Raw genomic sequence first — 19363 nt, 5'->3', positions numbered from 1 at the left:
ATGTTTAACTTAGCGTCCCTCGATCTCAAAAAGCTTTGTTTTCTTGACCAAAATTAACATACTCACATAAATGAGCGCGCATAGCACAAAAAACACGCTTAAAATCGGCTCAAGCGGGACTTTGAAACTTCTAAAAGCATACAATGCAATCATATAATACGCAAAGGCAAGTGAGACTGCTAGCCCAAAAAGCGAGTGGTATTCTCTCTTAAGCATAGATTTCATACTGAAATCAAGCTCGCTTTTTTTGTATGCTTTAAAGTTTGGTAAAAAAGCTGGAGTATCTTTTGCCCACGCTAAATATTCATCGCAAAATTTTTGCGTTAAAAATGCCTCTTCAGCGTAAATTATGCGCTCATAATATAGCCAGAAACCAAGCGCAAACACAAGCGCAAAAAGCCAATTTCCAAGCAAAATGATAGGAGAGAGCATCATCAAAAAATTTCCAAGATAGAGCGGATTGCGACAAAGTGAATACATACCTGTGGTGTTTAGCACGTTTGCTTTTTGCTCTTTTGTATTGCGCCCTGAAGTATCGCGCGGGACATAGCCAGCCACAAGGATTCTCACAAACTGCCCTAGCAATCCAACAAAAAGTGCCAAAAGAATAAGCGCGGTGTTATACCCGCTAAAAATCGGGCTTACACCCATAAGCGAGATAGTAAAACCCTGCATATAAATGAGATTTTGCCCAAAGCTCCAAAGGCAGAGTAAAAACATCGGAATAATTGCCAAAGGCAGGTAACTGCGATATCTAAATAAAAAATCGCCTTCTTTTTTAAATTTCTCTTTTAAAATCATTCTGCCTCCTTAAAAGTTGCTTTTTAGATTCTGTTTAGAATCTAGTCCCGCTCACACAAGCGCGAGCTCCAAAACTTCTTCGATTGTATCAACGCCTACAATCTCCAAATTTTGCTTTACTTCCTGTTCTATATCACCCAAATCGCGTTCATAGTTTTTGCGCGGGATAAGCACTTTTTTAATACCTGTCTTATGCGCAGCGATGAGCTTTTCTTTCAATCCACCGATTGGCAAAACCGCGCCTGTGAGCGTGAGCTCGCCTGTCATAGCGATTTGTGCGCGCACCTTTCTTTCACTCAAAATTGAAGCAATCGTGCAAGCCATTGTGATGCCCGCACTCGGACCATCTTTTGGCGTGGCGCCTTCTGGGATATGTAAGTGAATATCAAAAAGCGTATAAATTTGAGAATCTTTAGGTAATTTTTGCCTTTTGTTCTGCAAGAATTTTTTATCAAATAGTGTCTTCACCACAGAATGCGCGATTTTAGCAGATTCTTTCATCACATCGCCCATACTTCCTGTAAGTGTCAAAGCACCCTTGCCTTTAATCTTAATCGCCTCGATTTTTAGCACATCGCCACCTACACTCGTCCAAGCAAGCCCATTTGTCACGCCGGTTTTATCTTTTGCGTCATTTGGGGAAATTTCAAAAACGATTTTTTCCAAAAACTGCCCTACATTGCGTGGGGTAATGCTAATTTTTGTTGCTTCTTTTTTATTAAGAATTTCTTTTGCACTCTTGCGCATAATGCTTGCAATCTGTCGGCGCAATCCACGCACGCCCGATTCTCTTGTGTATTTTTCGATGATTTCTTTGAGTGCCTCGCTTGAGATTGTTACCTCTGGGCTTTTTAACGCGTGCTTTTCTAGCTCTTGAGGGATTAGGTATTTGCGCGCGATTTGGAACTTTTCTTGCGGTGTGTAGCTTGAAATCTCTATAAACTCCATTCTATCGCGCAAAGGTGGCGGAATCGTGCCAATGTCATTTGCCGTGGCGATAAAAATCACACGAGACAAATCAAGGTTAAAATTTGTGTAATAATCCCTAAACGCGCTATTTTGCTCTGGGTCTAAAATCTCTAAAAGTGCGCTTGTCGGATCACCTCGATAGTTTTTTGCTACTTTGTCAATCTCATCAAGCACGATGACTGGATTCATTTCTTTTGCCTCTATTAGCCCTTGTGTGATTCTGCCCGGCATCGCGCCAATATAGGTGCGTCTATGCCCGCGCAACTCGCTCACATCTTCTAATCCACCGAGTGCAATTCTCACAAGCGAGCGTTTTGTGGCTTTGGCAATAGAATTTGCAAGGCTTGTTTTCCCAACTCCAGGCGGTCCAAAAAAGCATAAAATCGTGCCTTTAGAATCCTTAGAATCTTTTTTGCGCATAGATGAGAGTTCCCGCACTGCAAAATACTCAATTATGCGCTCTTTTGGTTTTTTTAGTGCGTAGTGGTCACTGTCTAGCTGCTTTTGCAAAGTGCTGATTGAAATTTTTGTTTTGGATTGCTTGTCAAATGGGATTTCTAAACACCATTCCACATAATTTTGCAATAAGTTCGCATCTGCACTATCTTGGTGCATTCGAGAGAGGCGCTCAATTTGCTTTTTTATTTCCTTATACGCATCTTCATTCATCGCAGGACGCAGAGTTTCTAGCTTTTGTTTGTAGCGCTCTATTTCCTCATCTTTTGGATTTTCGCCCAGCTCTTTTTGGATAAGCTTTAGCTGCTCTTTGAGAAAATATTCTTTGTTGATTTGCTCCATTTTATTATGAACTTTGGATTTGATTTCTTTTTGTATGCGTTGGGCTTGTATCTCTTCCATCACATATTCAATGATAAGCTCTAAGCGAGAAAGCACGCTATCTTGCGCGAAAAGCTTATATGCAGGCTCTTTTTTTAGACGCATACTAGAAGCGACAAGATCGATGATTCTATTTGGCTCGTGATTGTCTTCAATGGTTTTTAGTAAATCCGGTGGAAAGCGTTGGCTTGTATTTGCGAGAATCTTTACCTTTTCGCGCAGGATTTCAAGCAACGCATTTACGGTGTTTTCCTCATAAGATTCATAAGAAATCACATCGACAAGTGCTTGCAGTGGATTGTCAGAGATGATTTTTTCAATCTTTGCGCGATACAACCCCTGAAAAAGGAGCTTTGTTTTGCCATCAGGCATTGCGACTTTTCGCATTATCGAGCCTAGCACACCCACATCATACAATGCTTCATCGCTAGATTCAGAATCCTTTGGCGAGCTAATCAAAATAAGATCATTGCCCTCCATCGCCTTATCCACAGCCTGCACATTTTCATCGTCATTGATATACACCGGCGCTATCATAAAAGGATAGATAAATAAATCATCTTGCACCAAAATTGGCACAATAAGGGGGAATTCAATATTTTCTTTCATATATAGTCCTTATAAAATTTTTACCAATTAAACATTCTTACATACCACGGGATATATGAGGGTTTGATTTTTATGCCTTCTAAAACCTCTTGATTGCGCGAGAGATAATCTTTGCTTGCCTCAATCTTGCCTTTGCGTCTATACACATTTGCGATAGATTCATTAAGCTCATTTTCGCCGAGCTTAAACTTGATATAAATATATTCCACAAATGGCGTATAACGGCTCTTTGGGAAGGTATCTAAATATTCTACAATCTCATCAATGGAGCGCGCGATAAATTCTTGGTCTTTGGCGTAGTTTTTAAACCCATAGTAGTTTGCAAGAATTTTTAAATATCCTAAATAATCTTGGTCATCAAAGCTTGAATAGCGCTTTGCATACTCATCGACATAAAAAGTTGCGAGCAAATACTCTTCTTTATCCATATGTGCCTGTGCTAAAATCAGCATAGATTCTGGCAAAAGAGGTGAGTTGATATGCTCTGACTGCAAGGAGGAAAAGTGAGAATCCGCGCTTTCTAGATTCCCAAAATTGATTTCTTTCAAAATATTTTCATACCAATAAGTCGCTGGTTTGTTGTATTCTAACTCTTTTTTCGTGCAAGCGCTAAACAACAAAAACAAAGGAAATAAAAGTGACAAAAAAGACTTCATAATATAGGTAATTCCTTCAATTTCAAAGAAAGTTTTTAAGATTTTTGAAAGCTGGTATTATACACAAAGACATTTAAACTTTAGGAAAAATCCTTGCTTTTTATGGTAGAATCCGCGCTTATTGTTTTTTTCATATTTAAAGAGATAGCAAATATTTTGGAGTGATGTAATGCTTTTTGAGATCAAGTCACCAATTTTGGGTTTTGAGCATGTCAAAGCGATGAGGCTTGAGCGCATTGATGATATTTTTTTGCGTATTACTAATACTGAAAGTAGTGTGCCTTCCTTTACGCTCATTAATCCCTTTGTCTTGCGTGAATATGAGTTTGAAATCCCCACAGCTTTAGAGCTTTTACTTGATTTGAAAAATTGCAAAAATATCCTCGTAGCAAATATTATGGTGTTGCAAAAGCCTTTAGAAGATTCTACGATTAATTTTCTCGCGCCATTAGTGTTTAATTTTGATAATAAAACAATGGCACAGGTGGTGCTTGATAGCCTTGAATATCCGCAATACTCGATTGCCGAGCCTTTCAAAAACTTCTGCGAAACACCAAAAGATGAAAACCCAAAGCCACAAGATTCTTAAAAGATTCGAAATTTTTTAGAGAATCCCTAGCCTAAAATTTATTTTTTAAGAATTTATTTATAAGGAGCGTTGATGAAGCCTTCAAAACTGCTTGTGTTGGGCTATGGAAATATGGCGCACGCGATTGTTAAAGGGATTTTAGATTCTGCGCAAAAGTTTGAGTGCATTGCTATCGCTGGGCGTGATTTTATAAAAGCGCAGGAATTTTGCAAGAGCTTTGCTACTCACGAAAAAGCCTCGATTTTATATCCGCAAGGAATCGCTACAAATGCGGTGCTTGAGCTAGAATCTTTTGATAGCGCGCTTTTTTGTATAAAGCCTTATGGTATAGATTCTTTTAAATTTGCAGGAAGTGTGGAAATTGCTTATAGCGTGATGGCTGGCATTGATATTGCACGAATAAAAAAGGCAATTAGCGCGCAAAATTATGTGCGCATTATGCCAAATGTCGGCGCGCATTTTGGGGAATCTGCAAGTTGTGTGTTTGCACAATCTGCGAATAATAATGATGCGATAAAGGTATTTGTGGAGAGTTTTGGGAATTGTGTGTTTGTGGATTCTGAAGCGCTCATTGATGCTTCAATTGCTACAAGCGGGAGCTCACCGGCATTTTTAGCACTTGTGGCGCAGAGTCTTGTTGATTGTGGCGTGTATCACGGACTTAGTTTTTCACAAGCGCAAGAGCTTGTAGGACAGACTTTCAAAGGCTTTGCCTCACTTTTAGAAACAGCCTCACCAGAATCTATTAAGCAGTCCGTCACAAGTCCCAATGGTACAACAGCACGCGGTTTAGCGTGTTTAGAAAAACTCGGCGTGCGCGGGGCGTTTATCCAAGCAGGCATTGAATCCATCGCCCGCGCTCAAGAATTAGCAAAAAAATAATTTTAATTTTAGGAGATTTTATGCAAGTTACACTTTTGCACCACACGCCAATTCCTGTCTGTTCGCACGCCATACGCACTTGTTATCAGTCCTTTGAGCGCGGGGATAATGGCGGAGAAAAGGATATTGCACTCATCTACAAAGTGGGGAATAAAAACAAGCATAGTTCGACTTTGGAGCATTTGTTTTATAATTTTTACATTCAAGGCATTTCGCGTGCGTGTCTGCAAGAGCTCGCACGTCACAGAATCGCAAGCCTAAGCGTGAAATCCACACGCTACACGCTCAAAGAGCTTAAACACACCCAGAGTTTTTTGCCCCTTGATTCTATCAATCTCACACGCGCGCAACAATTTTTAGTTTTTTGTGAAAATGAGCGCGTCAATGAAGCAAGTGTTTTGGCGCTAGAAAATCTAAGGAAAATCCTAAGCGAGGGTGTAAGCAACGATTTTGCAAAATTTTGTATGCCAGAATCTTACAAAACTGAGCTTTCGTGGAGTATTAATGCGAGGGCGTTACAAAATTTCTTAGAGCTTAGGAGCAGTAAGCGCGCGCTGTGGGAGATTAGGAAGCTAGCTTTTTGTATTTTTGAAGCATTGCCACAAGGACATAAATTTCTTTTTGAAGAATACCTAGAAAACCAAAGCGATGAGGACTGCACGCAATGATTACTTTTCTAAAAGCGCATAAGCTTTGAATCCAACGCATATTCTTATCATCGGCTTGCAGACTTTTGGCTCGCGCCCACATTTGCGACTTGGGAGAATCCTGCGTTTAGAAAAAGAGCCGCAAAATCCCTTTGATGAGTTTGCTATCCGCGCGGAGTTGCCCTATATCGGTATTGTGGGCTATGTGGCAAGACGAGATTCTCTTAAAATTGGCCTGCGTAGCCAGATAGAGGGTTGCAAAGACGCACGCGGGATTTATTTTGATTTCATCACAAGGGCGTATGCGCGCGTTGAGTTTTTGAGCGAGCATTGGGCGATTTGCGCGCTGTGTGAGCCAAAAATGCATTTTAAAATTCCATAAAGGTTTAAGATTTGATTTGGCTTGATATTACTGACCCAAAATATGTGTTGTTTTTTCGCGCGTTGTTGCCGTATTTGCAGGGCTTAGATGAGGTGTTTATTACGACAAGAAAATCAAGCGGTTATGATGAATGCGCGCGTCTTTTGGAGCTTTTCAAAATCCCGCATATTAGCGTGGGCGGCTATGGTGGCGCGCAAAAAATTGAAAAGTTTAAAGCGCGCTTAGAGCGTGAGAAACTCTTGCTTGAGCTTATCGCGCCAAAAAATCCAAAAATTTTTATTACCGGCGTGAGCGTGGAGGGCGCGCAGTGTGCGTTTGGGCTTGGGATTCCGGTGGTGCATTTTGCGGATACGCCAATTGCGGGGAATGTGTGCGATGCGCGTTTGCTTAGCATTGTGGCGCGTCTAAGTCTGCCCCTTTCACGTCTTATTTTTTATCCTTTTGTGCTTCCGAGCGCGGCTTTTACTATGCTAGGTATGCAATCGCACAATATTGTGAGTTATCCATTTATCGATGTCGCGCTGTGGCTTGAAAATATAGAGGATTTGCGCGCGCAAAGGCTTAAGGGTAAAGAGAGTGCGCCATTTTTGCGTGCGTTAGGCTTTAGAGAGGAGCTTCCGATTATTCTTGTGCGTGAGGAGGAGTATAAGGCACATTATGTTACAAAGCAAGCGCGCATTCTTTATGAAAGCGTGCATTTACTTCACCAACACTTACGCGCAAATATCGTCATTATGCCTCGTTATGAGAGTGCGCCTTTGATTGCGGAGTTTGGGTATTTAGAGCGGGTGAAAATTTTAGAATCTAAGTTCGCCCCGCAGGAATTTTACCCCTATATTGATGTGCTTTTAGGCGGTGGGGGTAGTATGAATTTGGAGGCTTGCTATCTTGGGATTCCCACGATTTCGGTGCGTTCGCTTTTTTTGTTTCACGATAGTTTTTTGCTTGAAAATGGCTTTATGTCGCATGCAACAAATGCACAAGAAGTATTAAAGCTTGTAGAATCTATGCTTATCCACGCGCGCAAAGACAATAAAAAAGCCTTTGTCAAAGGGGATTTAGAATCTGCAAAACGCGCTATTATTCAAAGACTTAGGGAGGAGTTTTATAGCATTCCTTAAATTGCATTCTCGCGGGGATAGCTTTTTTTAATCGATAAGATTCTGCGGATTCTGTAATGTCGTTTTGTAGTGGAAATCTTTGTAGAATCAAAAATTGTAAAGCAAAAAAAGAAATTCTAAATTTCTAAATTCAATAAATCCTTTAGTCATTGTTGGTTTTATTTTCTCGCAATGACAGAAATGGTCGTCATTGCGAGATGATGCAAGCAAGCACTACTTGTTTTGCTAGCTTTTAGAATCTATTCCTTTTAATGTATCGTCTTCGCGGAAATAAATTCCGCTTCGTCTCAGCTTCGCGTTCATACACAACCTTTTTTGGTTGATAAGAATCTTGGATTCTCTTGCCACTATTTGGAGTTTTTAGAATCTATTGCGGGATTATCGCAAATGCACGGACAGGAAATCCGGGATAGCCTGCAAATTTTGGCACACCAATAACGATGATTCCGCCCTTTGCTGGTAGGCTTGTGAGATTATTAAGAATCTCAAGTTGGTATTTATCCTGCGCTAGCACAAACTTTTCGCTTTCAAAAAAATTATTTTTTATCACATCTTTGCTACCATCAGTATCAAATGTCTCGTGTCCGATAGCTACCGCCCCGCGCTCATTTAGCACATAATCAAGCGCCTCAATACTCCAACCGGGCGTATGCGCCACACCTTTAGAATCTTTATTGTTAAAATCCTTTTTGCCCCATCTCTTGCTCCAACCACTCGCAAACGCCACAAAGCTACCCTCTGGAATTGCGCCATTGATACGTTCCCACTCCAAAACATCTTGCTTGCTAAGGATAAAGTCCGGATTTTTATTCACCTCTTTTTCTTTATTTATCACCACAAGCGGAAGGATAAGCTCTTTTAACTCGATTTGCTCTAAGCTCCTTTTGCCCTCCACAAAGTGGATAGGCGCATCAATATGTGTGCCATACTGCGTGACAAACGAGCTTTTATACACAAAAAAGCCATCATTTTTGACATTATAAAGCGTTTCTTTTTCAAGCTTTGGGAATGAGCCAAAGCGTGGTATTTCCTCATTTACCGCGTGGGTTAAATCCACCCATTTGCCTTTTTGCAAGATTTCTAGGGCTTGCACGATTTGGCTTGTTTGGTTTTTATCCTCTTTTGCTTGTGTCAAAGTTAAACTAAACGCTAAAAATAGCGCAATAAGCGGTAGTTTTTTCATCATTTGCTCCTTAATTCTTTTTTAGAATCTACAATACCCGCTTTAAATCCGCCAATAAATCTTCCACACTTTCTAGCCCCACACTCAAGCGCACCGTGCAAGGTGTGATGCCAGCAGACTTGAATTCCGCCTCGCTAAGCTGTGAATGTGTGGTGGAGTAAGGGTGGATGATAAGCGACTTAGAATCCCCAATATTTGCCGTAATAGAGAAAAGCTCCAAGCTATTGCAGATTTTAATTGCAGCTTCTTTGCTTTTCACCTCAAAGCTCAAAAGCCCGCTTGCGCGAGAATCTTTGAAGTATTTTTTTAGCAAACCATAATAAGGACTGCTTTTTAGTCCCGGATAGCTTACAGAGCTTACATTTGGGTGGGATTCTAAAAACTCTGCAATTGCAAGGGCATTATCACTATGACGCTTAATGCGTAATTCCAAAGTTTCCAAGCCCTGCAAGTGAATCCACGCATTTTGCGGGCTTAGAGATGCGCCAATGTTGCGCAACCATTCTGTGATGAGGCGGATACAGAAAATCGGCAGTGGTAGGCTCGCATATACCAATCCGTGGTAACTTTCATCAGGTGTGTTGAAAGCTGGGTAGCGTGGATTATCTTTGATTAGGTCATTTAAGCCCTCGCGCTCGATGACAGCTCCCCCAAGCCCGCTGCCATGCCCATTTACATATTTTGTCAAGCTATGCACGCTCACATCTACGCCCCACTCAAATGGGCGGAATAAAAGCGCGGTAGCCACGGTATTATCACACACGCTTACGATTTTATGTTTTTTTGCGATAGTTGTGATTGTCTCCACATCTGCGATTGAAATTTGCGGATTTGAAAGGGATTCAAAGAAAATCGCCTTTGTGTTAGAATCTATCACTTTTTCCAAAGTGCTTAAATCATCAATATCAAATACGCGTGCTTCAATACCAAAGCGCTTCAAAGTATGCACGAAAAGTGTTTGTGTGCCACCATAGATTTTATTTGCATACACGATATTATCGCCTGCTTGCGCGAGGTTAGCGATTGTGTAGAAAATCGCGCTACTTCCACTTGCTGTTGCCACGCCAAATGCACCACCTTCAACCGCTGCTAAACGTCTTGCAAGTGTATCAACACTCGGATTTGTAAGACGAGAATAAATATTCCCAAGCTCCTGTAAGCCAAAGCGCGCTGCTGCTTGCTCTAAACTCTCAAAGCTAAAAGCCGTGCTTTGATACACCGGCACGCTTAATGTGCGCTGTGCGTCATAGTCATACCCCGCGTGAAGGGAAAGTGTGTTTGAAGTGAAATTGTTGCTACTTAGATTTGCCATTGTTTGTCCTTTGTTTAGTTTTTGTTTTGTTAAGTTGTTTAACACGAGTAATAATATACAAAAAATTAAAAATACAATATGTGTTTTTAAAGATTTAGCTGAAATTTTTTAGGAGGTGTTACTTTTTTACAAAACACAATATGTGTTTTTAGTTTTTTATTGCTTCTTTGATTGGCGGTGTTATTGAAAAAATTACAGAATCTAAGTCAAGCAAAAAAGCGTAGGGTGTGCGAAAATGAAGCTTAATATAAGGAAGTTAAAGTGAGTGGAAAATTCAGACGATGAAAATAAAATAGAGAAATATAGAAGCTTGCGGGCTTTGCCCGACAAAGCAATTTTTAAAAAAATAATGGCAGAGCTAGCGAGATTTAAAGGATAAGACCTCACTACTCAACCCAATGCAAATGCTCAAATTTTTCTTTGATTTTTGAGCCGACTTTGAGCTGACTTATAAAGGTATAAGTGCTTCCGCTATCCTTGATGAGAATCCTTAGCTCACGCTCACCGGTGCATTCTACCGATGCGTCTTTAATGTCTTTGAAAAGTTGCGGACTAACATTATTATCGTTTAAAATAAGCGTTAAAGGCGTGCAGGTATCAATTATCTGTGGGCGCATATCGAGTGGGAAAAACTCTTTTTCTATTCTTTGCGCCTCCGCTTCTTCGTCTTTTTTAAGCGTTACTTTTGTAGAAAGCGCTTCTTCTAGACTCAACACCTCTAGCACGCGCACGCCTTTTTTTTCCTCGCGCTCCTCAATCTTGCATTTAAACGCGATAGGAGAACCCTGTTCGATAAGAGAGCTCATTTCTTCAAGCTTATTAAGTTGAGATTCAAACACCATAAAATTCATCTTCCCACCATAGTCCAAAAAGTCAATGCTCCCATAAGGCTTCCCTTTTTTACTAATCTTGCGCTTTGTCTCTAGCACCTTGCCTACCAAAATGCACGAACTCTCCACGTTCAAATCCCGTATATCGCTTGATTTCACCACGCCACGGATTTTATTAATCGTCTCTTTAAACTGGTCAAGCGGGTGCCCATTGATATAGATTCCCATACATTCAAACTCATAATCAAGCAATGTGTTAATGTCATATTCCTTCATATCGTGGAACTTCAAAAACACATTGTTTGTGTTTGTATCATCGGTGATACCACCAAAAAGCGATTCTTTGAACATATCTTTTGCTTTATCCTTATTGCGCCCAGCATCGCAAATCGCATCGATATTTTCTAGCATACTTTTGCGCGAATAGCCTAGATTATCCAAGCTTCCACTTTTGATAAGCGGCTCAATTGAACGTTTTGTAAGCTTTGAGAAATCCACTTTTTCTATAAAATCTTCCAAATCCTTATACGCGCCAAATTCCTCCCTTTGTTTGATAATATCTTCAATAGGTGCTTCTCCAAGCCCTTTCATCGCACCTAAGCCAAAAACGATTTTTTTCACTCCGTCAAAATCACTCACGCTAAAGTCATTATCTGAATGATTGACATGCGGTGGCAACACCTCTAAGCCCATAGCTTTAACTTCCTCTATATATATTGCCACGGATTCTATTTGTGAAGTTTCACTTGTAAGCATTGCTGCCATAAACTCGTGTTGATAGTAGGTTTTGAGATAAGCGGTTTGATAGGTTATCATCGCATAAGCCGCAGAGTGAGATTTATTAAATCCATAGCCTGCAAACTTCACAATTAATTCCCACAAATCCTCTGCCTTTGCTCTATCAAGTCCTTGATTCTGTGCGCCATCGGCAAATTCTTTTTTCAATCGCAACATTTCATCGATTTTCTTTTTCCCCATAGCACGACGCACTAAATCCGCACCCCCAAGAGAGAATCCACCAATTGTTTGCACGATTTGCATAACCTGCTCTTGATAGACAATCACACCATAAGTTGGCTTTAAAATCGGCTCTAGCGAGGCAAATGGATAAACAATCTCTTGCTCGCCGTGTTTGCGCTTAATGAAGTCCTCTAGCATTCCAGATTCCATAGGTCCGGGGCGATAAAGTGCAAGCATCGCGATAATATCTTCAAATGTGCTTGGCTTTAAACGCCTGCTTAAGCCCTGCATACCACCAGATTCTATTTGGAATAAGCCTAGCGTATTGCCTGTTTGAATTGTTTCAAACACCTTTGGATCTTCCATCGGCATCGTGCTAAAGTCAATTTCCACACCATAGCGCTTTTTGATAAGCTTTAGCGCATCATCAATCACGGTAAGTGTTTTTAAGCCCAAAAAGTCAAATTTAATCAAATCCGCTGGTTCAAGCCAATCCATATGACACTGCGTTACTACGCCTTTGACTTTATCATTTGAATACAGCGGGATTTTATTCCACAGCTCCTCTTTAGAATCTATCACAATAGCCGCGGCGTGGATTCCAGCGTTTCTATTAAGCCCTTCAAGTTGCAAGGCTGCTTCCCACACTCTTTTTGCTTGCTCGTTGCTCTCAACTAGCTCGCGGATTTTTGGCTCTTTTTCCCATGCACCCTCTTTTTCTTTCCCATCTTTACCTATTTGTTTGGTGAGCGTGATTTTGAGCTCTTTAGGGATTAGCTTTGCGAAGGCATCAGCCTCTGGGATAGGCATACCAAGCACGCGCGCAGAATCTCTTATCGCGCCTTTTGCAAGCATTTTATTGAAAGTAATCACTTGCGCGACGTTGTATTTTCCATACACATTTCCCACATATTCTATCATCTCACCTCTTCTTCGTTGGCAAAAATCCACATCAATATCAGGCATACTCACGCGCTCTGGATTCAAAAATCGCTCAAAAAGCAAGTCATATTTAAGTGGGTCAATGTTTGTAATTTTTAAGCTATAAGCCACAAGACTTCCCGCTGCGCTTCCTCTCCCGGGACCTACGGGGATTTTATTTTGTTTAGCAAAATTCACAAAATCCCACACAATGAGCATATAACCCGGGAATTTCATATCTGTAATAATTTTAATCTCGTGTTCCAAGCGCTCAATATAGGCATTATGCTTTTCTTGCGGGATATTTTTTAAGCGCTCTTTTAGCCCCTCTTTGCATTTGTAGGCAAAATAGACTGCATCATCAATAGACTCTAAAGGCATATTAAGCACAGAATCCAAACCCTCTCTTTGTGCATAAGCGCGCGTGTTCTTAAACTCCGGTGGTGTAGCTGGGGAATTTTTTAGGATAACTTCGCCGGTGTGCTTGTTTTTAATCTCTTTATTTTTAAGGTGCAATTCCAAATTACATTTATCCGCAATTTCTTGCGTGTTTGCAATGGCTTCTGGAATATCCAAAAAAAGTAGCTTCATTTCTTCTGGCGATTTGACATAAAATTCTTTGACAGAATGTTTTAGCCTATCTTTTTGCTCCAAAGTTTTTCCCATAGCCACGCACATAGCGACTTCTTGCGCACTTGCATCTTGTTGTAAGGTGTAATGCGTGTCATTTGTAGCAACAATCTTAATACCCAATTCTTTACTTAAACGTAGAATCTGTTCATCGATAAAATATTGATCGCGTATGCCGTGACGCATAATTTCTAAATAAAAATCCTCGCCAAAAATATCTTTATACTCAAGTGCCACCTCTTTAGCTATCTCATAGCCTTTTGCGCCATTTTTGACATTGCGTTCATTTTGCGTGTTAAGATGCCAATTCACCTCACCTTGCAAACAAGCTGAAGAGCATATAAGCCCTTCGCTTCGCTCACGCAAAAGTTTCTTATTAATGCGCGGATAGTAATAAAAGCCATTGATATAAGCTTGCGAGCTAAGATACATAAGGTTTTTATAGCCCACTTCATTTTTTGCATATAAGCACAAGTGGAAGCGACGCGGATTTTTATCGTTTAGAGAATCTGCGTTGTGTAAATACGCCTCCATACCGATGATTGGCTTTATGCCTTCTTCTTTCATTGCAACATAAAAATCCAGCGCACCAAACATATTGCCGTGGTCTGTCATCGCCACAGAATCCATTCCTAATTCTTTTACGCGTTTAGCAAGATTTTCAATTTTATTTAATCCATCAAGCAGGGAATATTCTGTGTGTAAATGTAAATGTGTGAAGATCATCGCAGACTCCTTAATGCAAGTAAAAAGTTGTAAAAACTTGTTGTGTAATTGTAAGAGATTCTTAATTATAAAACTCTTTAAATCTTTTAAATTCACACTACAAATTTAAAAGAAATTTACGATAAGTTCCTAGCAAAACTCTCTTAAATTTTCTCTCTTAAATGTAAGGTGCAAATGATGAAAAAAGATTTTCTTTTACCTTTTTATTTTTTTGGGCTGCTTGCGCTTTTTGTGCTTGTGGGCTGCAAGCAAGAGCGCGTGCAAGTTTTGGGTGCTAATGATACAAAAACTACCGCCCAAGCCCAGATTCAAAATGTGCCTAAAGATTCTCTAGTGTCTAAAAAACCCACAACAACCAAAAAGCCAAAAAACACGCAAGATTCTCAAAAAAAAGGGACTCAAAAAAGCACACAAAGCAACCAAGCACCCACAAAAAGCGCAAACGGGCTGAAATTTTCCTTGCAAGATATTGTAAATCCAAAGGAAGTGCAAGACTACAACTACACAGGCGTTATTAAGCTTTATCACAATAATGGCGCGCTTGCGTGGGAAATCTCTTTCAAAGAAGGCAGGCAAGATGGCTGGACAAAGTGGTATTATGATAATAATCAAGTCCGCACACAGATGTTTTTTGTCAGTGGTGATGCCAATGGCGCGCTACTTTCTTACTATCGACACGGCGTAATGCGCGAAGAGGGGAATTATAGCAATGACCTTGCTAATGGAGAATCTAGACTCTATACGCCAAGTGGCGCATTGCAGGCTATCATCATCTACAAAGACGGCGTAGAAGTAAGCAGGGAGGATTACATCCGCTAAAACCTATCCTCGTAAAGTGGCATCTAAAAATCTTTCTAAAATAATGCACGCGCTGATGCTATCAAGGCGACCACTTTTATCCTTCCTTGCGCGTGAGTGCGTGAGAAAATCCGCTGCTTCTTTAGAGCTGTAATCCTCATCTACATACACAATTTCCCCGCTAAAGTTAAGGAGTGAGGCAAAGTGTTTAATGCGCCTTTGCATTTCTTTATGTCCTGCGAGCCCGCCACTTGGTAAGCCGATGATAAGATGTGTAGCGCTTCTTTCTTGCAAGAGAGAATCTAGCGCGAGCGCGGCTTGATTGCGATTGACGCGTAAGATTGGTTTTAGAGGCAAAACCACGCCCTGTTGGTATGTGGCTAAACCTATGCGCTTTAATCCAACATCGCACGCTACAAAGCAAGTGTTTTGCATTTTAGAATCTGCAGAATTTGCGTTGGCGTCAGGAGAATTGATAGAATCTAGCATAAACGCACAATCCCATTTTCACGCAAAATTTTGCCCTGCATTTCGTATTCTAAAATCTCTAGCCCAAAGCGCGCGAGTGCTTCTTCATAACTTGGGACGTTTTTACAAAATTCTAAAATCGGATCTTGCACTTTATCATCTTGCACACCAAAAATTTCAGCAATGAAATCCTTAATCTCGTAAATTGCGCTTGCAAACTTTCGCGCAAGCAAGCTCTGCGTGCCGAGACTTTCATTTATGCGGTGTGGGAGGACAAAAAGCTTCTTTTTGGATTCAATACAAAGCCTCGCGCTTTGCATCGAGCCACTTTGCAAATCCGCCTGCGGGATAATGACAAAATCGCTCAAGCCCACCACAAGGCGATTACGCTCTAAAAAGCTAAATTTATGCGGTTGGTAATTTTGCGCATATTCGCTTAAAATCAGCCCTTGTTGCATAATTTGCGCGATTGTTTGTGTGTTTGATTTTGGATAGATAATATCAAGGCTTGAGGGGGAAAACATAATGGTATTTGGCAAACTCGCCCTGTGTGCGATAATATCCACGCCTAGCGCGCCACCGCTTACCACCACGCCACCAGCTTTGGCAATTTCTGAAGCAAGCATTGCGCAAAATTGTTTTGTGTAAGGATTTGGCGCGCGCGTGCCTACGATGGCAATTTTGATTGGGGATTCTAAAAGTTTAAGATTCCCGCTGTAAAAAAGCTCTTTTGGTGGTTTTGGTAAAGCTTGCAATGATTGGGGAATAGAATCTAGACGCGCAAAAGAAAGATTTGAATGCGTTTTTTTATTTTGAACATTTTGTGAGTTTTGGGAAACTTGCATACTTTGAAACTCCTTAAAGATTCTCATTGTGAGAATCTTGGATGTTGCGCGGAGCTAGTTTTCTTGAGCATAATGAAACTTTGAGCGCGCATAAATGGTGATTTTGCGCTTTGTGAGATAAGATTCTAATTCTTGGGGACTTACGAGTTCTACTTCTTTGCTAAGCCTATTTTTAGCCCTATTCAAGGCTTTGTAAGTGCTTGGGCGCGGGTGGCAAATAGCAATCGCGTAGCCTTTTTGCTTAGCTTTTGCAATGGCTAGCTCAATTTGCAAGGCGATACTCTCCTCACTCACGCGATTATCAAGGAAAATATCGCGCTGCATAATAAGGCGATTTTGCTCCTGTGAAATCCTTGCAAGCGTGCTCTCAGGTGTGGTGACGCTATCAATAAAATGTAAATTTAGCTCATCAAGCACACTTAAAAGAATATTCATATCCTTATAACTGCTGGTGAATTTACTGCCTGTGTGATTGTTGAGGTATTTAAGGTTAGGGAATTGCGCCTTGATTGCCTTGAGGCGCGCTAATATTTCTTCACGACTCGTGCCTATTGGGATTGGTTCAAGCTTTTTTTGAGGAAACTTCAACGCTTCTAATGGTAGGTGAATCATATATTCTTTAGCGTGCTTTGCAATCTCTGGGGTTTTTGGGCTTGCGGGCGTTTTTGGGAAAATCGAAGGTGTGATGTTAAGCCCGATTTTTTGTAAGGAATGAATCTGTTCAAGCGATTTGATGTCGTCCATAATGATGAGAAGTTTTGGGAGATTCTGGACGTTTTGGGGCTTTTGCGTCTTTGGTATTTTGGGTTTTATTGGCTTTAGGATAATATCTTTTGGGTCTAGATTCTTAAAACCTAATTCATTTTGATAAAGCAAATACTGCTCTTTAGCAAATTCAATTTGTTTTTTTAGGTTATCAAAAAGTGTATCAGCCTGCAAAAAGCACAAAAAAGCACAAAAAAGCCCTACAAATTTCAAAGGCACTCCGTTTTTAAGCGCGCATTCTAGCGACTTTTACTTTGCTTATGCCTTAATTGAATGCGAGGGAAGAAAAATTTAAAGCGGATTTTTTATTTTAAAAAGCATCGGATTAAAGGCTTTTTGCACCAAAAGCACCTTATCACCTATACTAAAAGCCTCTGCCTCGCTTCTTTCATAAAGGATTTTTACAATCTCACTCCCGCAGAGAATCTCAAATATATCCACCAAGCCTTGATTTTTCTTGGAGAGAATCTCCCCGCTTAGTTGGACTTGTGCGCTTAAATTGCGTGAGGTGAAAATCTCCTGCGGACTTGCACTTTGGACTATTGTGCCGTTTTTTATCACCCACACTTTTGAAGCGAGCTTAAAAATTTCAACAATATCGTGGCTAATAAGCAGTGTGCTCAAACCCAAATGATGATGCAACCTTGCGATTTCATCTTGCAAACTTGCGCGCATTGCAGAATCTAGTGCGCTTAGAGGCTCATCAAGCAATAAAATCTTTGGCTTACGCACAAGAGCACGCGCTAAAGCCACGCGTTGGGCTTGTCCACCAGAGATTTGATGCACAGGATTTTTGAGAATTGGTGTTAGCTCCATAAGTGTAATGAGCCAGTCCGCAAAGTCGCGCTCTTTTTTATTTGAAAGACTAAAGATAATATTTTCATACACATTTAAATGCGGAAATAGTGCGTAGTCTTGAAACATAAAGCCGATACTGCGCTTTTGTGGCGCAAGATTTGTTTTTTTGTCAAACCACACTTCACCCCCAACCTTGATAACACCTTCATTTGGCTTTGTTAGCCCTGCTAGGATTCTTAAAATTGTCGTTTTTCCAGCGCCTGATTTGCCAAAAAGTGCTAAAAAACTCCCAAAATCTAAACTTTCCTGCACGCGTAAAGTAAGCGTATTTTGCGCACCTATACCAATGAGCTTTTTGCTAAAATCTAGATTAATATCCATCGCGCACCCCTAGATGATTTTTAGCGAATTGTCAAAATATTTGCGCGTAATGTAAAAAATCACGCATAAACTCAAAAAACTAATAACAAAAAGTGTGAGCGCGTATTGATGCGCGAGGTTGTAGTTTAGTGTCTCCACTTGCTCATAAATTGCGATGCTTGCGACCTTTGTCTCACCTGCGCGCGAACCACCTATCATCATCACCACGCCAAACTCCCCAATCGTATGCGCAAAGCTCGTTACACAACCAAGCAAGAGTGCGCTTTTGATATTTGGTAAAAGCACAAAAAAAAGCGTATAGATTTTGCTTTTCCCAAGTGTGTAGCTGGCTTCTTTGATTGAGTTAGGAAGTGCGCTTAGGGCATTTTTGATAGGATTTACCATAAAAGGAAGCGAGAAAATCACGCTTGCAAGCACGAGTCCTTCAAAGCTAAAGGTGAGCTGAAAAGAAAAATGCTCAAGCAAAAATTTGCCTAAAAAATTTTGCTTATTAAACGCGACCAAAAGATAGAATCCAAGCACTGATGGGGGCAAAATAAGTGGCATCCAAATAAATGCCTCAAGCAAAATCCCAAACTTTGAACGCATAGAATCTAAAAGTGTGGCAAGCGCAATGCCAAGTGGCAGTAAAATAAGCGTGGTGAGGAATGAAAGCTTAAAGGTTAGCAACATTGTTTGTAAAAATTCTTGCTCAAACACTTGTTTTCTCCTTTTTGCGGTTTTTGCAATTAAAGATGCTCAAGTAAAATATGTGTGGGATTCACACACCAAGCGCATTTTTCACCCTCTTTCAAGCCAAGAGATTCTAAATGCTCCAAATCCTTTGTGGCAATAAGTGCGCTAATGTGAGAATCTTGTGCGTTTGTATCTGTGTGGGCTTGAAAGTCTGCATAGGAATTAAGAGAATCTAAACTAGCAAAACGCACAAGAGAAAGGATAGAATCTTTTTGTATCGCTTCTATCTTTTGCAAAAAGCAATTTTGCGTGCTACATACGCACGCTAGATTTGTAGATTCTAGCTTTTTAGGGTTTTTATTTATCTTTAGAGTCTTAGACTTAAAAGGTGCAAAAACTAAAAGCTCGGTTTGTTTGAAAAGCACTTTTACTTTTTGTCCCTTTTCCCAGCGCTCTTGCGTGTAGATAATAAGCGCATTAAGCTCACCAATGGGGGAATCTAACACCACAAGTGCTAGATTCCCTTCAAAAACAATCTCCTTGATATAAGCTAAAAGCGTATTCATTTTGCCTCAAGT

The 19363-nt window shown here is 40.5% G+C and carries 17 protein-coding genes and 1 pseudogene; 6 read left to right on the top strand and 12 right to left on the bottom strand.

The features are described 5' to 3' along the window. Positions 1-9: 9 nt before the first annotated feature. Genes A3217_RS08095 through bamD form a run of 3 tightly spaced genes read right to left on the bottom strand, consistent with a single transcriptional unit; the run spans position 10 to position 3872 of the window. Positions 10-801 (bottom strand): methyltransferase family protein, encoded by a 792-nt coding sequence (locus A3217_RS08095; protein ID WP_066389444.1) that lies wholly within the window; start codon positions 799-801, stop codon positions 10-12. A gap of 51 nt (positions 802-852) precedes the next feature. Then, positions 853-3216 (bottom strand): endopeptidase La, encoded by a 2364-nt coding sequence (lon, locus tag A3217_RS08090; protein WP_066389442.1) that lies wholly within the window; start codon positions 3214-3216, stop codon positions 853-855. A 20-nt stretch (positions 3217-3236) separates the two neighbouring features. Beyond that, positions 3237-3872, bottom strand: a complete 636-nt coding sequence (gene bamD, locus A3217_RS08085; RefSeq protein ID WP_066389440.1) for an outer membrane protein assembly factor BamD — start codon at positions 3870-3872, stop codon at positions 3237-3239. Between the two features lie 169 nt (positions 3873-4041). On the opposite strand from bamD, the gene fliW reads away from it, so the two are divergent. The 5 genes from fliW to A3217_RS08060 all read left to right on the top strand — a co-directional run bounded on the left by fliW (position 4042) and on the right by A3217_RS08060 (position 7493). Continuing rightward, positions 4042-4461 (top strand): flagellar assembly protein FliW, encoded by a 420-nt coding sequence (gene fliW / locus A3217_RS08080; RefSeq protein WP_066389439.1) that lies wholly within the window; start codon positions 4042-4044, stop codon positions 4459-4461. 72 nt (positions 4462-4533) lie between these two features. Then, positions 4534-5343: a pyrroline-5-carboxylate reductase gene (locus A3217_RS08075; protein ID WP_066389438.1), complete on the top strand. Its 810-nt coding sequence runs from the start codon at positions 4534-4536 to the stop codon at positions 5341-5343. 20 nt (positions 5344-5363) lie between these two features. Then, entirely contained in the window at positions 5364-6011 is a 648-nt protein-coding gene (gene thyX / locus A3217_RS08070; RefSeq protein ID WP_066389437.1) for an FAD-dependent thymidylate synthase, read from the top strand. 25 nt (positions 6012-6036) lie between these two features. Further along, positions 6037-6372 (top strand): HIRAN domain-containing protein, encoded by a 336-nt coding sequence (locus tag A3217_RS08065; protein WP_066389436.1) that lies wholly within the window; start codon positions 6037-6039, stop codon positions 6370-6372. Between the two features lie 11 nt (positions 6373-6383). Continuing rightward, a complete protein-coding gene (locus tag A3217_RS08060; RefSeq protein WP_066389431.1) occupies positions 6384-7493 on the top strand; it encodes a DUF354 domain-containing protein in 1110 nt (369 codons plus the stop codon). A 367-nt stretch (positions 7494-7860) separates the two neighbouring features. Here the strand turns inward: A3217_RS08060 and A3217_RS08055 are convergent, their stop codons facing one another. The 3 genes and pseudogenes from A3217_RS08055 to dnaE form a co-directional block, all read right to left on the bottom strand. After that, the gene (locus A3217_RS08055) at positions 7861-8676 is read right to left on the bottom strand and encodes a cyclase family protein (RefSeq protein WP_082807924.1); all 816 of its coding nucleotides are present in this window, start codon (positions 8674-8676) and stop codon (positions 7861-7863) included. A 28-nt stretch (positions 8677-8704) separates the two neighbouring features. After that, positions 8705-9988 (bottom strand): O-acetylhomoserine aminocarboxypropyltransferase/cysteine synthase family protein, encoded by a 1284-nt coding sequence (locus A3217_RS08050; RefSeq protein ID WP_066389429.1) that lies wholly within the window; start codon positions 9986-9988, stop codon positions 8705-8707. 497 nt (positions 9989-10485) lie between these two features. Beyond that, positions 10486-14055: pseudogene (dnaE, locus tag A3217_RS08045) on the bottom strand (DNA polymerase III subunit alpha); the annotation flags it as partial. 177 nt (positions 14056-14232) lie between these two features. On the opposite strand from dnaE, the gene A3217_RS08040 reads away from it, so the two are divergent. Next, entirely contained in the window at positions 14233-14874 is a 642-nt protein-coding gene (locus A3217_RS08040; protein ID WP_066389427.1) for a toxin-antitoxin system YwqK family antitoxin, read from the top strand. 3 nt (positions 14875-14877) lie between these two features. On the opposite strand, the gene ruvX is transcribed toward A3217_RS08040, so the two are convergent. From ruvX to A3217_RS08010, 6 genes are all read right to left on the bottom strand, one after another. Next, a complete protein-coding gene (ruvX, locus tag A3217_RS08035; RefSeq protein ID WP_066389813.1) occupies positions 14878-15288 on the bottom strand; it encodes a Holliday junction resolvase RuvX in 411 nt (136 codons plus the stop codon). A 47-nt stretch (positions 15289-15335) separates the two neighbouring features. Then, positions 15336-16166 (bottom strand): DNA-processing protein DprA, encoded by an 831-nt coding sequence (dprA, locus tag A3217_RS08030; RefSeq protein ID WP_066389426.1) that lies wholly within the window; start codon positions 16164-16166, stop codon positions 15336-15338. A 54-nt stretch (positions 16167-16220) separates the two neighbouring features. Then, positions 16221-17144, bottom strand: coding sequence for a divergent polysaccharide deacetylase family protein (locus A3217_RS08025; protein ID WP_231860233.1), 924 nt, complete (start codon positions 17142-17144; stop codon positions 16221-16223). Between the two features lie 78 nt (positions 17145-17222). Then, the gene (locus tag A3217_RS08020; RefSeq protein ID WP_066389424.1) at positions 17223-18110 is read right to left on the bottom strand and encodes an ABC transporter ATP-binding protein; all 888 of its coding nucleotides are present in this window, start codon (positions 18108-18110) and stop codon (positions 17223-17225) included. A 9-nt stretch (positions 18111-18119) separates the two neighbouring features. Beyond that, entirely contained in the window at positions 18120-18782 is a 663-nt protein-coding gene (gene modB / locus A3217_RS08015; protein WP_082807982.1) for a molybdate ABC transporter permease subunit, read from the bottom strand. 56 nt (positions 18783-18838) lie between these two features. After that, positions 18839-19351, bottom strand: coding sequence for a hypothetical protein (locus A3217_RS08010; protein ID WP_066389420.1), 513 nt, complete (start codon positions 19349-19351; stop codon positions 18839-18841). Positions 19352-19363: the final 12 nt, after the last annotated feature.

Origin of the sequence: Helicobacter himalayensis (genome assembly GCF_001602095.1) — a bacterium.
GTDB classification, from domain to species: domain Bacteria; phylum Campylobacterota; class Campylobacteria; order Campylobacterales; family Helicobacteraceae; genus Helicobacter_F; species Helicobacter_F himalayensis.
The sequence above is the reverse complement of the archived record's forward strand: the minus strand, read 5'-3'. Positions and strand labels throughout refer to the sequence as shown.